The sequence below is a fragment of the Gardnerella sp. KA00127 genome, from assembly GCF_049244125.1.
Lineage (GTDB): Bacteria > Actinomycetota > Actinomycetes > Actinomycetales > Bifidobacteriaceae > Bifidobacterium > Bifidobacterium swidsinskii.
This window is the reverse complement of the sequence record NZ_CP058377.1, coordinates 584,601-598,140: the sequence shown is the minus strand read 5'-3', so window position 1 is coordinate 598,140 and position 13,540 is coordinate 584,601. Positions and strand designations below refer to the sequence as shown.

Annotated in this window: 14 protein-coding genes and 1 tRNA gene; 10 read left to right on the top strand and 5 right to left on the bottom strand. The window is 43.6% G+C overall.

Features of this window, described 5'->3' with window-relative positions; translation table 11 throughout:
* From HXT48_RS02220 to HXT48_RS02180, 9 genes are all read left to right on the top strand, one after another.
* Positions 1-750 (top strand): phage distal tail protein, encoded by a 750-nt coding sequence (locus tag HXT48_RS02220; RefSeq protein ID WP_012914334.1) that lies wholly within the window; start codon positions 1-3, stop codon positions 748-750.
* 3 nt (positions 751-753) lie between these two features.
* Entirely contained in the window at positions 754-1,467 is a 714-nt protein-coding gene (locus HXT48_RS02215) for a phage tail spike protein (RefSeq protein WP_041160520.1), read from the top strand.
* Positions 1,464-3,488 (top strand): hypothetical protein, encoded by a 2,025-nt coding sequence (locus HXT48_RS02210; protein WP_421793139.1) that lies wholly within the window; start codon positions 1,464-1,466, stop codon positions 3,486-3,488. Before HXT48_RS02215 ends, HXT48_RS02210 begins: the two co-directional genes overlap by 4 nt.
* A gap of 12 nt (positions 3,489-3,500) precedes the next feature.
* Positions 3,501-3,701: a hypothetical protein gene (locus tag HXT48_RS02205; RefSeq protein WP_421793138.1), complete on the top strand. Its 201-nt coding sequence runs from the start codon at positions 3,501-3,503 to the stop codon at positions 3,699-3,701.
* Positions 3,691-3,837, top strand: coding sequence for a hypothetical protein (locus HXT48_RS02200; RefSeq protein WP_012914336.1), 147 nt, complete (start codon positions 3,691-3,693; stop codon positions 3,835-3,837). The genes HXT48_RS02205 and HXT48_RS02200 overlap by 11 nt, the downstream gene beginning before the upstream one ends.
* On the top strand, positions 3,830-5,800 hold the full coding sequence (locus HXT48_RS02195; protein ID WP_421793137.1) for an alanine-zipper protein: 1,971 nt from the start codon (positions 3,830-3,832) through the stop codon (positions 5,798-5,800). The genes HXT48_RS02200 and HXT48_RS02195 overlap by 8 nt, the downstream gene beginning before the upstream one ends.
* A 9-nt stretch (positions 5,801-5,809) precedes the next feature.
* Positions 5,810-6,502 (top strand): DUF6273 domain-containing protein, encoded by a 693-nt coding sequence (locus tag HXT48_RS02190; RefSeq protein WP_421793136.1) that lies wholly within the window; start codon positions 5,810-5,812, stop codon positions 6,500-6,502.
* Between the two features lie 522 nt (positions 6,503-7,024).
* The gene (locus HXT48_RS02185) at positions 7,025-8,020 is read left to right on the top strand and encodes a GH25 family lysozyme (RefSeq protein WP_012914339.1); all 996 of its coding nucleotides are present in this window, start codon (positions 7,025-7,027) and stop codon (positions 8,018-8,020) included.
* A 19-nt stretch (positions 8,021-8,039) separates the two neighbouring features.
* Positions 8,040-8,516, top strand: a complete 477-nt coding sequence (locus tag HXT48_RS02180) for a phage holin family protein (protein WP_119522535.1) — start codon at positions 8,040-8,042, stop codon at positions 8,514-8,516.
* A 258-nt stretch (positions 8,517-8,774) separates the two neighbouring features.
* Here the strand turns inward: HXT48_RS02180 and HXT48_RS02175 are convergent.
* The 3 genes from HXT48_RS02175 to HXT48_RS02165 form a co-directional block, all read right to left on the bottom strand.
* Positions 8,775-8,847, bottom strand: a tRNA-Ala gene (locus HXT48_RS02175).
* 166 nt (positions 8,848-9,013) lie between these two features.
* Positions 9,014-10,090, bottom strand: a complete 1,077-nt coding sequence (locus tag HXT48_RS02170; RefSeq protein ID WP_421793135.1) for an ATPase — start codon at positions 10,088-10,090, stop codon at positions 9,014-9,016.
* Positions 10,091-10,280: 190 nt separating this feature from the next.
* Entirely contained in the window at positions 10,281-11,288 is a 1,008-nt protein-coding gene (locus HXT48_RS02165; RefSeq protein ID WP_004108292.1) for a DMT family transporter, read from the bottom strand.
* Positions 11,289-11,633: 345 nt separating this feature from the next.
* On the opposite strand from HXT48_RS02165, the gene HXT48_RS02160 reads away from it, so the two are divergent.
* On the top strand, positions 11,634-12,038 hold the full coding sequence (locus HXT48_RS02160; protein ID WP_004108294.1) for a pyridoxamine 5'-phosphate oxidase family protein: 405 nt from the start codon (positions 11,634-11,636) through the stop codon (positions 12,036-12,038).
* Positions 12,039-12,353: 315 nt separating this feature from the next.
* On the opposite strand, the gene HXT48_RS02155 is transcribed toward HXT48_RS02160, so the two are convergent.
* Entirely contained in the window at positions 12,354-12,803 is a 450-nt protein-coding gene (locus tag HXT48_RS02155; RefSeq protein ID WP_004108296.1) for a DUF3021 family protein, read from the bottom strand.
* Between the two features lie 90 nt (positions 12,804-12,893).
* Positions 12,894-13,403 (bottom strand): LytTR family DNA-binding domain-containing protein, encoded by a 510-nt coding sequence (locus HXT48_RS02150; RefSeq protein ID WP_004108298.1) that lies wholly within the window; start codon positions 13,401-13,403, stop codon positions 12,894-12,896.
* Positions 13,404-13,540 lie beyond the last annotated feature (137 nt).

Here is a 13,540-nt window from a genome sequence, read left to right as displayed (position 1 = left end):
ATGAGTTTTGAAGGCGCAGTTAGAATTAACGGCTCCCCTATTGAAGAACTAGGCTTTTCAGTATGTTATCCGGGCATGCGTGTAAGCGCGCCTGAGCCTATAGTTAAATTTCAGCGCGTACCCGGCAGCAGTATTGCCGTGGACACGACGCTTCGCGACGAGGATGGTAACGCTCCGTTAAAAGAGCGTACTGTTACGCTAACAATGTGCACTATTGGGCATGTTGAAGATATTGCACGTATGCAAGCTAATCTTGCAGCGTTAACCGGAAGTCTTATGACTGTTCAGTGTGGGAGTTCTCCAACTTGGCGAGGGTATGCGACTTTTAAAAACTGGCAGCCAGTGTTCGCATTCGGCAATACGGCAAAGTATAAGTGTGATCTAGTTTTAACGGCTGAGCCGTTCGCGTACGGAGTTCCAACGACTGTGAGTGTTAGTGGTGATGTTCACATTGCTGTTGATGGTGACCGTCCTTGTTTCCCTCATTTTAAGCTCAAAGCAGCTAGTGACGAGGTTATTATTAACTGTTCTAGCTCGTCAAAACTTCTAACGTTTGAGGGGCTTTCTGACGGTGCAACACTAGAGATTGAGTCAACTCCGCAAGCACGAGTTGCAAGAATGAATGGGACTATTGTTGTTCCGACTTTGCAAAGTGACTTTTTCCCCCTCATACCGGGGATTGTGGATTTAAGTGTTACTGGTGCTAGTGGCGTGATGAGTTTCACGCCACTTTTTGTTTATGGAGTGTGATGTATGGAATTTTTCTGCAGCAAGTGTGACGGTACGCTGGTTGGTGTTCTTAATGGTGTAACTATGGCAAAACGGTGTCGTAGTGTTGACGGTTCTGACACTCTTGACATTACTTGCTCTAATTGTCCTGTTACAAAAGGTGACAGGATTGTTTTTACTGACGGTCAAGGCATTGGAGCTGAGTATTTAGTGCAGTCTGTGCAAGCTATTAGGGGTGAAGAACAGCCTACTATTACAATTCAATGCGCGAACAGTATTGCTGAACTTAACAGTGTTTATGTTGAGGATTTGCGTGGAACTGCGGCAACTGCTGAAGGTCGTTTTAAAGATTTATTAGCTGGCACACGGTGGGATGTTAAATATGTTGAAAATGGTGCGACTGAAACCGCTCAGGGGAACTACGCGTTTTATCACACTAATGTTCTTAAAGCATTACAAGCTACTTGTAAGACTTTTAACCTTGAGTTGTATACGAGTGTAGAGCTTGATGGAAATCATGTTGTTTCACGTAGCATTAATGCTGTTGAGCATCGTGGCGGTAAAACACCGGTGAAACGTTTTGAGTATTCGCGCGATTTGAAAAGCATTAAACGCACTATTAATTCTGCGAATGTTATTACACGCTTGTACGTGTGGGGCAAGAGTGTTAGTCAGGTGGAACAGAAAACAGAGAATAGTAAAACAGGTTTTGAGGACAATGAGGGGGTTGAATTATGAGTGGGTTTGATAATTGGAATCCGAATTACGTTCCTTATACTCCTCCAGCACAAGGTGGCGGCAGGAAAGCTAATGGTAGTGGTAAGAATTTTGATGCCGCTAAACGCAGGTCGGCACGGAAAGCACTGATAGCTCAGAATAAGGCTGAGCGTGCAGCACGTAAAGCTGAGAGACAACGGCGCGCTGCAGAACGTAAGGCTGCAGCAATTGTACGACGGCAGCAGGCTGCTATCAGGCGCGCTGAAAGGAAGCGCATATCAGAGCAGAAACGTTTAGAACGTTTACAAAACGCACAAATACGTAAACAAAGGGTTGAGGAGCAGCGGGAAGCTCGGCAGCAAAAACATCAGCTTGTTTTAGAACATAAGATTGAGCGCGAAAAAGCTCATCGCCTTGAGCAGGAGCGCCGCGCCGCATGTAAAGCGTTATCAGAGTTGCGTAAAAAAACTATGGGTGGCGGCGATACTCAATCTCGTGTGAGTATTGTTGATGTTAATAATGATTTACCATACGTTGAAGATGTTGCAGCTACTCGGCTATGGGGAGTTCCTGACGGGCTTGGAGGTATGCTGCCTCTTGATGGTGAAGTTATTTTTGATGATATTTCTGACGCTAACTTGTTATTTAAAAAAGGCAAAGAATGTTTAGATAAGCTGTCAAAACCTCAATTAACTTATGAAGCAGATGTGGTTTCGCTTGGTAAAATTGGGTTTAGTTCTGATGCTGTTGGCGTTGGTGACACAGTGCAAATTGTTGATGCTACGTTCACTCCTCCTATTCGTGTTGAAGGGCGCGTGTTGAAGATTGAGGAAGATTTACTTGATTCGGTTGATGCTACGCGTATTACGCTTGGTAATATTCACGAGTCTTACACACAGAAGCGCCGCGCTCAGGAGCAGAAGCTCGATGCGCTTATCGCTCAATCTGACGAGTGGAATGCGGTTGCTGATGGTAACAGTTTGTATGTTCGTGATCTTATTGGGCGTTTGAATGAGGTTCTTAATGCTCGTGGCGGTTATACGTATTTTACTCCTGATGAGGGTATTTTTGTTTATGATAAGAGCGAGGACGCTCATCCCACTACTGTTACTCATATTGGTGGCGGTTTTTGGCGTATAGCGGATTCTTTGAAACCTAATGGCGATTGGGATTGGAAGAATGTTTGTGATGGTCATGGACTGTTTGCTGACCGTATTTACACTGGTATTTTGAGTGACGCTGTAGGGCGTAATTTTTGGAATTTGGACACCGGTGAGTTCTCATTGCAAGCGTCGGTGAAGATTGGTGGCAAGACGGTACAAGAGATTGTTGATGATAGTTCTGCTGGTGTGATTTCGAAGATGAACGAGTCACTAACCCAGGAAGCTATTTTCAACAAACTCACGAATGGCGGGCAAACGCAGGGTATTTATTTGAGCGGTGGTCAAGTCTATTTGAACGCGTCTTATTTGAAAACTGGCTCGCTCAACGCGGGTTTGATTAAAGCTGGGTGCATTCAGGATTATGTGAATTCGAACTGGTGGGATTTGACAACGTCTACTATTCACATATCTCGTGGTGAGATTGGTGGCATGACGATTGCCAATAATAAGATTCACAATCGCACGCTATCTTTGGACGAATATGGCATGCATTTCATGTCAGGCAATACCAAGTATGGTCGAATTGGCATTATTGATTACGCGGATTCTCGGCATAAAGTGCTTTTCTTTGGGTCGCGAAGCGATGACTGTTTGATTGGTTTTGGCATACAGTCTAATGGAGTCGGCGCGTACGGCGCAGCGTTAACTTACTCACCAACGTCTTTAGGCACCTTGGAACAAGGGCTTAACTTCAGCGCGGATTGTAATTTTGGGTATCATAAGGTTAGTAGAGCCGGGCTTGCTAGTGACTGTGTTTATGAGGATGGCGCGAATATGGATAGTCGAACTTTTTATTTGCCTACTAGCATGAACAAAGACGGTACAGCTAGAGAATGGGTACCGGTTACTTTTGGCTTTAGGCATGGCTTCGTCATTTAGAAAGGAGGTTGAGTGGTGGATATAAAAATTGTTCCTTCAGAGCCGGCTCCGGTGTTAGCGACACGAACTATTAAGGCGGAGACGCATTATGCTATAGCGTCTACGGACGAGAGTCCTTGGCAAAAAGAAATGAATTTGAAGCTTGATGTGATTATGCGCGCGTTGGGCGTTGGGTTAAATGATAAAGAGAAAGGTAAGTCTGATGAATCCTGAAGTGAAACAAACTATTACGAATTTGCAGTTGATGATTGCGAATTTGAGTTTGGATAATGCGCGCTTACAGGCGCGCGTTTCTATTTTAGAGACTCAAGTTAAAGAAGTGAAAGCTGAGGAGACTGATCATGAGTGATTTTCAGAATGCTACGTGGAGCGTGATCCAATTGGATTATGCGAATGCGTTTATTCCTGACGTTCGTTTGAACGGTGGCGACGAGAATGGGCGTATTATCCGCGTGCAACTTCTTGATAATGGTGTGCCGGTTGATGATTCGACTGTTGAAGTGCTCTTATGCTGGAACAGGCAGCCGGGTGTGCTTATTGGTGACCGCGTGAAAATGGAAGCGAAGGATTCTGATGATGGTCGTATTTGGCAGGTGGCGGTGCCGGTTGCGGCTTGTCGTATGCCGGGCGTGGTGACTCTTGGTTTTGAAGTGAAACGTGATAAGACGATCGTTTGCTCGCGTAGTTTTACTGCTATTGTCGAGCAGCCGGTTTTTGATGCTGGTTCGCCTGAGGGTAAGTCTTACAGGCAGGAGCTTGAAGACGCGGCACAACAAGCAAAGGACGCTACTGGTAAAGCTAACGCTTTAACTGATAAAGTTTCACACCTGATTGAACAGAATGAAACAGTATCGCGGAATGCTCAAAATGCGGCTGATGCCGCTAATAATGCTATTAGCGCGGCACAACAGGCGGCACAACAAGCAAAGGACGCGGCAAGTGAAGCATCACAAGCTGCTCAAAACACTCAAAACGTGATTAGTCACGCTACTGAAGTTGCCCAACAGTGTGACGCTAGTAAACAGACTGCTGACCAAGCAGCAAAGCGCGCTGATGATGCTGTGAATGGGTTAAAGCAAACTGTGCAGAATGCTGCTGCTGATGCGGCTAGTAAAGTGCAGCAGGCTGTTGAGCGCGCTAACAGTGCGACTCAAGCCGTGGACGCGGTTCGTGAGAAAACAGAAGCTGCAAACAAACAGACTGAAACCGATTTAGCAGCATTAAGAGAAGAGGTTGTTAAAGCTCAGCGCGCCGGGTTTACCGCGTCGTCTAGCGCGCAAAAGTGTGATGAAGCAGCACAAGCTTATAGGAACGTGTCAGGTGAGGCAGCTCAAGCTAAGCAGACTAGCGAACAGGCGGTTGAAGCGGCTAATCAGGCGTTGCATACGGCTCAGGAGTCTGCTGCTGCGGTGGCTCAAGCTCAGAGCGTTCTTGACCAAGTAAAGGATGCTAGCGAGACTGCTAAGCGTGTGGTGAGTGCTGTTGAAGAGTTGAAGCAGACGAATAACGCGGCACTTGAAGCTACTCGTACGGCTAACGCTCAAGCGTCTGCAGCCGCTGATGCGGCTGGCAAGGCTAATAATGCTACTAGCACAGCCAACAGCGCAGCGCAAGCGGCGAATGATGCGGCTGGCAAGGTTACGCAGACTTTGCAAGAGTCTGAAACACGTTTTAAAGCTGTTGAACAGGCAGCGAATGATGCTAAAAGCGTGGCTGGTACGGCGAATAGTACAGCTGAAGCGGCGCGCTCTACAGCTGAGCAGGCTCAGAGCAAAGCTAACGACGCGGCGGGATCAGCTCAACGCGCTCAAAACACAGCTAACAGTGCTATTGAAGCTACTGATAACAATAAAAATCGCATTGACTCTATGGAGTCGGAGGTTAGTTCGTTAAAAAACTCTTGTAGCGCAGCACAGAGTAAGGCGAATGATGCGGCTCAGACTGCTAGTAAAGCACAGTCGGTAGCGGATAGTGCTAATAGTGCGGCGCAAGCAGCTGCTAGTAAAGCTGATAGCGCACAACAAGCAGTAAACAACATTCGCACACCAATAGTAAAACCCCAATCATTGACCGGTTACACGAATCCAAGTTCTTGGGATTTGACTCTAACAGATTTAAAAGAATTACCACATGGGGGGCATATTCTCATCTACCCACAAGCTGATGGTATTAAAGAGTATATGAGACAGCAGCCAGAGTTCGAGATTGAAGAACAGAATGGTGTGCGAACAGGGAAAATAACTATAACAACTCACCAGAAGAATGATAACGGTTCTGCTCTAAAGCTTGTTTTTGTTTGGTTTGCGGACTAGGAGACTGGGATGACTGTTTTTCAAATGCCGTTTTATTCTGCGTATGAGAATAAGCGCATCACACCGGATTTTGAACCAATCCCCGGGTGGAAGCCGTTCGCAAACTATGGTTCAAGTCCGGCGCAGATTATTGCTCATTGTGTGCGTAATAAGGATTTTAGTGTTCTACACGCTGGTGATTACTTTGATGAGACTGTGAATGGTACGACTTACCGTTGGACTATTGCTGAGTTTAACCACTACGGGCGCGGTGAAGCGTTGCTCGTGCCGGACAAGCTGATGCCAGACAATATGAAGTTCTCAGACGTAGATAATCTTTATATTGACTCTACATTGGATTGGAAGTTTAAAGATTTTTATCGTGTGATGCCTGATTCTTTGAAGCCTTACGTGCTTAAAATGAGCTTGCCATGCACGAACGTTAATGGCAAAGTAGACTACTTTGATGAGCATGTTTTCCCACCGTCTGAGATTGAAGCGTTCGGCACAGCGAAGTATTCTAATGAGTCCTCTAGAACTTACACGCAGTGGGCTTGCTTTACTGATAATAGCAGTCGCATACGCTCAAACCGATGGTATTGGTTGCGAAGCACGCACGCCAATAGTAATATCGCGATTCCGGCTGTCAACACTGATGGTTCAGCCGCCGCCGCTAGAATCCGCGCAGCAGGCGGCGCACTCCCGTGCTTCTGCATAGGGTGACCGTAGGCTATGCGCATCTTTAATTCTAGGGGTCGCTTTTTGTGCGATCCCGAATCATGAACGCGTATTATAAGCAGCTCAAAGCGAAAAATAAGACACTTTAGGACAATGTAGGACAAATAGGAAAAAACAAAACTGGACTTTTCAATAGCGTTTTTGGACAAACTGGACAAAAACTGGACAAACTGGGACTTTTGGTACTAATTAAGGTACTAATTTCAGAAACTACGGTAAAAGTACAGTAAGAGTCCAATAAGGACAAAAACTGGAAAGTATGATACGTTCCGTCCGAATCCGTCCGAAACCGTCCGAAGAATCCGAATTTATCCGAAACCACTCGACTACAATACGCACGATTAACTCACGATTAATCGAAGTAGAAACCGCGGAAAACCAACGTTCAATAGAATTTTTCGCACGATTAACTCACGATTAGATTTTGAACATGTCGGAATTTTTGACAAGTTCACTTTTTAGCCACGCAAACAGCGTGGCTTTTTCAATATCCAAAGGAGGAAGAATATGGCATTAAACGGCATTGATGTATCCTGGTATCAGCGCGGCATTAATATCGCAGCAGTACCAGCTGATTTTGTCATCGTTAAAGCCACCGAAGGCGCATGGTATACGAACCCGTGTTTTCATGCTCAAGCAGACGCAACGCTAAACAGTGGCAAACTGTTGGGCATTTACCACTATATTAGTGGCGGCAACGCTCAGGCTGAGATGCAATACTTTGTGAACGCGGTAAAGCCTTATATTGGGCGCGCAATACTCGCACTCGACTTTGAAAGCGGCAGCAACAGCGCTTACGGCGATACAGCGTACTTACAACAGTGTGCGCAAACAGTTTACAATCTTACTGGCGTGCGTCCTCTTCTTTACGGCAGCCAATGTGACTACGGTAGGTTAGCTCGAGTAAGCAAAGCAACAAACTGCGGACTGTGGATAGCACAATACGCTAACTCCGCTCACACAGGATATCAGAGCGAGCCTTGGAACGAAGGATCTTATAGTTGTGCAATACGCCAATATTCTAGTGCTGGAGCGTTGCCAAACTACGGCGGCAACCTTGACCTTAACAAGTTCTACGGTGACCGCACGGCGTGGAATAAATACGCTCAATCAGACCATGCAACTCCTCCACCGGCACCGAAACCAGCACCAAAACCGGACGTGTCACCGATAGAGCACGACGGGGACATTAGCAGCTTTACTATGCACATTCCATGGGGTACGAACCAAGACCAGCGCATGGGGATCACACGATGCGGCAACGTTGTCACAGTGAATGGGTGCGGTTGCGTGGTTTGCGGCGGCGGCTCATGGATACACGCGAGAGAGCAAGTCCCTGAAGGTTTCCGACCAGTTTCTTTGGCAACAATCCGCTTATCCGGCAATGGCACAGGAAGCATCATGGTAAAGCCAGACGGAAGCATCTGCTGGGATGGCGACGGTAAAAACTGTTTCACGCACATCAACGCGACGTGGATAACCAAAGACAACCAGCCAAAATAACAAATAGGAGAAGAAAAGAATGAATGACGTTGAAATATTTTTCCTCGAGCTCGCAGGCGCAGTAGTGTTGCTCGATTTTATCAGCGGATTTGCAAAAGCAGTCTATACTCACAGCGTGGCTAGTAGCAAAATGCGCGACGGATTGTTCCATAAGTTCGCGTACGTGCTAGTTATTGCCGTTTGCATCCTGTTTGACTATGCACAAGCTAAAGTTGACCTCGGTACGCACGTTCCACTTGTGCTGATCGCATGTGCGTATATCGTCATTACAGACACTGTTAGTTTCTTCGAGAATGTTACAGCGTTCAACGTGCAGATTGCGAACATGCGAGTCGTAAAAGTTATCTTATCTGTTCTTGATTGTGTAAAAACTTATGTTGATGGGCAGGCAGACAATGCTATCAACAATGGGAAGCATGCAGCCGCAACCGAAACTGACACCGAGTTGGACGGGCGCGGCAAAGAGATGAACGACACGCCTACTGAAAATAAATAGCGTGCAGTATACTCAAAGTATTCTCTAATTGAGAATACAAGTTGAAAATTAGCAATTACCCCTCGCTTCATGCGGGGGGTAATTTTTTATACTTTTAAAGAATGGTATAATAGTAGTAAGCGTGTTGAAGCTCATTGCTGAGTGGTTTAACTCGCGCTAATTGCCTATAACTATGGTGATTTGGTGTGTCGTTTGGTGTGTCGTCACTGTAAGACACACGCTGAAAACGTTGGAATAAAGCCATTCTTAACAATATTGTGGAGCTAGGGGGATTCGAACCCCCGACCCCCTCCATGCCATGGAGATGCGCTACCAGCTGCGCCATAGCCCCGTTTTTACTTATGCCGTTCAAACGAACCTTTGATAGGTTACAACAAATAGCCGTTCTATCCAAATGCGGCGTGTCGAATTCAACTTACAAATTCCAAAAATCCTGCGAATTCTACTAACAATTTAGTCGCCAATTCGGCAAACCAATTCAAGAACCAATTCGAAAATTAGTTACCATTGACACTCCCAGATTGATCACCATTACCAGGAGAAGTTACATTGTTTGAAGAACCAGTAGATCCCGAAGATCCAGCAGATCCAGCACCTGCATCAGAACTATCAGCACCCGATCCACTATTCCCACTAGCAGCATCACCTGAATTCGTTCCTGAATCATTGTTAGTGTCACTACCTAAATCATTATCGGAATGACCACCTGTCGAACTATCTGCATTTTCATTGCCATGCTCATCATTTTCATCTTCATTACCATCTTTACTATTAGAATCATCATGAGATTTCTTATGGTCTTGATTAGTATTCGTATTAAGACGTTGCTTAGGTTGTGGTTGATTTTGCTGTTGCTCATGACTAATTTCTTTAGGCTTATCAATATTGTCTGTGCCTTTTCCTTGTGTAAACAAAAGAACAGCACCTGCAGTAACAATAACAGCTATAAGAGCACTTATAACAGCAACAACAATTGTTGTACGATGATCGTTTCTATTTTGGTAAGATCCAGAAGAGTAACCGTAGTTTTCACTAACAACCTTAGATAACGGCACCGGCTCTGGAATTGTGCCTTCCGACAGTTTCATGTCTTCTTCATGCTGTTCACGTAATTTCGACAATTCCAAAATACGCGTATTTTCTAATTCTGGATTACGGACTTGCGAACTAACAGTGCGTCCAAATCTTGCATCTTGAACAGCCATATTTTTGTCATCTGAAGGATCAGTATTACATTGCAACAAATTTGATGAATATTGCATATGAATATCATCTCCAATTCTTTTAGAATCAACATTCTCTAAACTATTTGAACGCACGCTAGAATCTGACACATTACTAAAATTAGACTGTTCTGTAGAAGTATTCGGATTTACTTCCGAAAGTTTACGCGATGAAGCGTGAATAACATTCTGATACAACTGTGATGCTACTGCTGAGACAATAGAACCAATAGCTACGCCAATAACTGAACCAGCAATACCAATTTTCGAAGCAAGTAAAAACGAAGTCACTGCAGCGAGCGATCCAGCTAATACTTGCGTAAACGATATGCCTTTGAAGAAATTCTTCACTTATGCACCTTAACTATTTATGCGAATATAATGCCAAAATGCATGGCAAATATGCAAATTCCACTACCAACATCATTACAACAATGATGGTATCACTCCACGCAAAAATTGCACAGTATTGCCAGAGCATTCTTACAACAAAATCACAAGTCTTATATACATAAAACTTAGCTACACAAAACTGAAATGCCTAAGACTTAGCAACCTCAAAATCTCTATCTTTGTAAGAAAGCTCACAATTCGCTTTTTTATCACAATAATGCTCACCTAAGCTTGCAGTAATAATTGCAGCAAATATTAAAGCAAATCCCACAAAAGCCATATTAGAAACATGCTCATGAAAAAGAACAGTAGAGAATAAAAGCGTGAACAAACTTTCAGTGCACATAATCACAGAAGCGTTTGCAGTAGAAAGATTCACCAAACTATAGTTTTGCATAATTTGTGCAACTACTGTTACTACTACTGTAAGGTAGAACATATTAGCAAAAATAGAGAAATGATCAGCAGCGTTAAAGTTTGGCAAAGGCTCACAAATAAGCGCACCAGCTACAAAAAGTACGCCTGAAACAACAAATTGCCCAAAAGTTAACGTAACTGGATTATATTTACGAGAATAATACGCAAGGAACGTAAGATTAAAAGCAAAAATTGCAGCACATAATAGAGTAAGAAAATCTCCATAAGACAATGTGAGCACAAGCATTCCAGGTTTTAATGCCACAAAACCTACTCCAGCAACGCACATAACTGCAGCTACTAATCCTAAAAGAGTTGGCTTTTTCTTGACGATTAACCAAGCAGAAAATGGCGTAATTACGCAATATGCTGCTGTCAAAAACGCGCTACGACCTGGATCAATTGAACGTAACCCTTCAGTTTGCAAAATTAAAGTAGCATAATACGTAATTCCAGTTAGCAAAGAAGGAACAATAAGCTTTTTTGTAAAAGTTTTACGAAGCGTACCGAAAAAAATAACAGCCATAATTGTGCAAGCTCCAACCATACGAACGCCCATAAGCCATTGCACAGGAAACACTTCAAGAGCATATTTTGAAGAAACATAGCTGCCACCCCAAATAGCAGCACAAATCAACAACATAATCTGAGCAGTATGAACACTTTTGCCTTGAGGCATGCCCGATTTATCCGAAAGCGGTTCAGCTATAGATTTAGCTGTTTCATATTTCACCTTCATAATGTTTCCCCTTCAACTATAAAAGTTGATTCTTTAAAATTTTTCTTTTATAAAGCGTTTTAGCTTATAAAATAGACAGAATAGCCGTAAAATCGTGAAAAGTACAACTTTCTGGCGTTCCTTCGTAAAATTTCCGATATACACTTCAGAAAACAGTGGCAATCAAGTATTTTGCTGTATAAATTTCGCCCACGAAACTATTGAAGAATTGGGTGATTTATATCACAACTTACAATTTTTTTACGCTACACACTCGTATACACTTTTAAATCAGCGTAATGTAGCAATGTAGGCTTATAAATTGCGTACGAAGAAAGTGCGCAATCTTGTTAGGAAAGGAATATTATGGCAACTCTTAGCTCAGATATGAAAGAATTTATTGCAAATAATTTGGCTTGGATTGCAACAGTAAGCAAAGATGGCGAGCTTGATTTAGGACCAAAAATGTCTATGTTCGTACTCGACGACAACCACCTTGCCTACCACGAACGCACTGCAGGTCAGCATTATAAGAACTTGCAAGACGGCAGCCAGCTGGTTGTAGCAGTTGCTAATTTGGCAGAAAAGAAGGGCTATCGCTTCCGCGGAACCGTTACCCTTCACACTGATGACGCGATTTACGAAGAGCAAGTGCGTGTGGCTGAAGAAAAAGGTACGAAGAAGCCGGCTGCAGTTCCAGTTATGGAAATCACTGAGATTCAGGACTTGACTTCTGGAGCTACTGCCGGCAAAACTATTGCAAAAGATTAGTGCGTAGTTATTCAGTCGTGTGGATATTAGTGTGGTAGAGATTTGAGATTTTTCGCACTGAACGAAGGACGCTCGCTCGGTTAACGCGCTCGCTACGAAACTCGCGTTGGAAGTCCACTGGACTTCCAACTTTAGCGAGTTTCCGCGACGACCTGCTTTCGCGCGCTACGCTCTGAGCGCGAAAGCAGGTCGTCGCGCAAAACGCCGAATTAGTACGTCTATAGTAGGCGTCATACAATATCGAGTGGCGTTCGTCCTCAACGGCGAAGATGAACACCACTCAATTCTTTACTTGATTATTTAGTTGTAACTATTTTACTTGCTTTCTTTACGCAATGCTTGCAGTCTAGTGTTCATTTCTTCCGCTTTCTTCTTCTCGAAGTAATAAATTATTGCAGCAATCGCAATCGGGAAAATAACAGTGAACGCAATCCATCCGCAAATCACAGCTGGCTCATCTTTGAACGAAATCCACCCAACAATCACCGATACAATAAATTGAATAGCAATTGGTGGTACTAGTGCAAAAACGAACTTTGCAAGATTTGACATACGCTCATTCGACCAAAAAATAGCGAATACTCCATAGCTTATGCCTATAACAAACGTTGCTACAGCATAAGATGCAATTCTGTTTCCAACCGCAGTATTTGCTAACAAGCTCGACACAAAACTGATTGCAGTAAAAATAGTGCACCCTATGCCAATGCCATTAACAATGTTTTTTACCATTGTTTTACCAAAAGTTGTAACTTGCTTTTCCATAATAATCGTTTCCTTTTTAAGTATTAAAATCTTGTATTAAAAAATTAGTATTAAAAATTTTGATAGTTTTATATTCAACTACGCTTAAAACTACATTCCTAAGCGCTTTTTGAACCCTGCTAAGCATCTGCGACTAATCCACTCAACGCTTCCGTCGTCCATTTTTACGCTCATACTTCCGCCGAATCCTGGATCGACTCGAACAATGCGATTCAAGTTCACGATTGCGGATTTAGATATGCGCACAAACGACGCGAATTGCGGATTGTCGAAATCCATTAGGCGCTTGTAAGAAACGCACTCACCTTTATCACTGTGAATGATTACGCGCGAATTTTCAACGCAAATCATAATCACATCCGGCTCGTGCATAACAATAATCGAATCGTTAATATAACCGTATATGAATGGATTATTATTGCTTAATTTATCTGAAGTATTAATTTCAGTATTATTTTCAGCACTTCTTACATTTGCATCATTTGAGTCAATGCTTTGTAACTGAGCGATAATGCGCTTAAGCTCATCGTCAATATTGTGAATTGACAACTGAACTGACTGCTCTTCCTCAGGCGGAACAATAGCAATAGTTACTTTCATCAAGCCTCCTTTCCGTGCACTACTGTTAGCGTTTGTTAGCTTTTTGTTTTGTAATTTTGACTATACGGCACTGTAAATAGTCTGTCTTTACAAAATCGCTAAACGGTAGCTTTCGGTAATTAAGCGGTAAAAAGGAG

Coding starts and splice junctions, on each gene's coding strand:
- HXT48_RS02215 (WP_041160520.1), top strand. CDS start 754: ATGGAATTTTTCTGCAGCAAGTGTGACGGTACGCTGGTTGGTGTTCTT.
- HXT48_RS02160 (WP_004108294.1), top strand. CDS start 11,634: ATGGCAACTCTTAGCTCAGATATGAAAGAATTTATTGCAAATAATTTG.
- HXT48_RS02220 (WP_012914334.1), top strand. CDS start 1: ATGAGTTTTGAAGGCGCAGTTAGAATTAACGGCTCCCCTATTGAAGAA.
- HXT48_RS02180 (WP_119522535.1), top strand. CDS start 8,040: ATGAATGACGTTGAAATATTTTTCCTCGAGCTCGCAGGCGCAGTAGTG.
- HXT48_RS02165 (WP_004108292.1), bottom strand. CDS start 11,288: ATGAAGGTGAAATATGAAACAGCTAAATCTATAGCTGAACCGCTTTCG.
- HXT48_RS02195 (WP_421793137.1), top strand. CDS start 3,830: ATGAGTGATTTTCAGAATGCTACGTGGAGCGTGATCCAATTGGATTAT.
- HXT48_RS02200 (WP_012914336.1), top strand. CDS start 3,691: ATGAATCCTGAAGTGAAACAAACTATTACGAATTTGCAGTTGATGATT.
- HXT48_RS02210 (WP_421793139.1), top strand. CDS start 1,464: ATGAGTGGGTTTGATAATTGGAATCCGAATTACGTTCCTTATACTCCT.
- HXT48_RS02155 (WP_004108296.1), bottom strand. CDS start 12,803: ATGGAAAAGCAAGTTACAACTTTTGGTAAAACAATGGTAAAAAACATT.
- HXT48_RS02185 (WP_012914339.1), top strand. CDS start 7,025: ATGGCATTAAACGGCATTGATGTATCCTGGTATCAGCGCGGCATTAAT.
- HXT48_RS02190 (WP_421793136.1), top strand. CDS start 5,810: ATGACTGTTTTTCAAATGCCGTTTTATTCTGCGTATGAGAATAAGCGC.
- HXT48_RS02150 (WP_004108298.1), bottom strand. CDS start 13,403: ATGAAAGTAACTATTGCTATTGTTCCGCCTGAGGAAGAGCAGTCAGTT.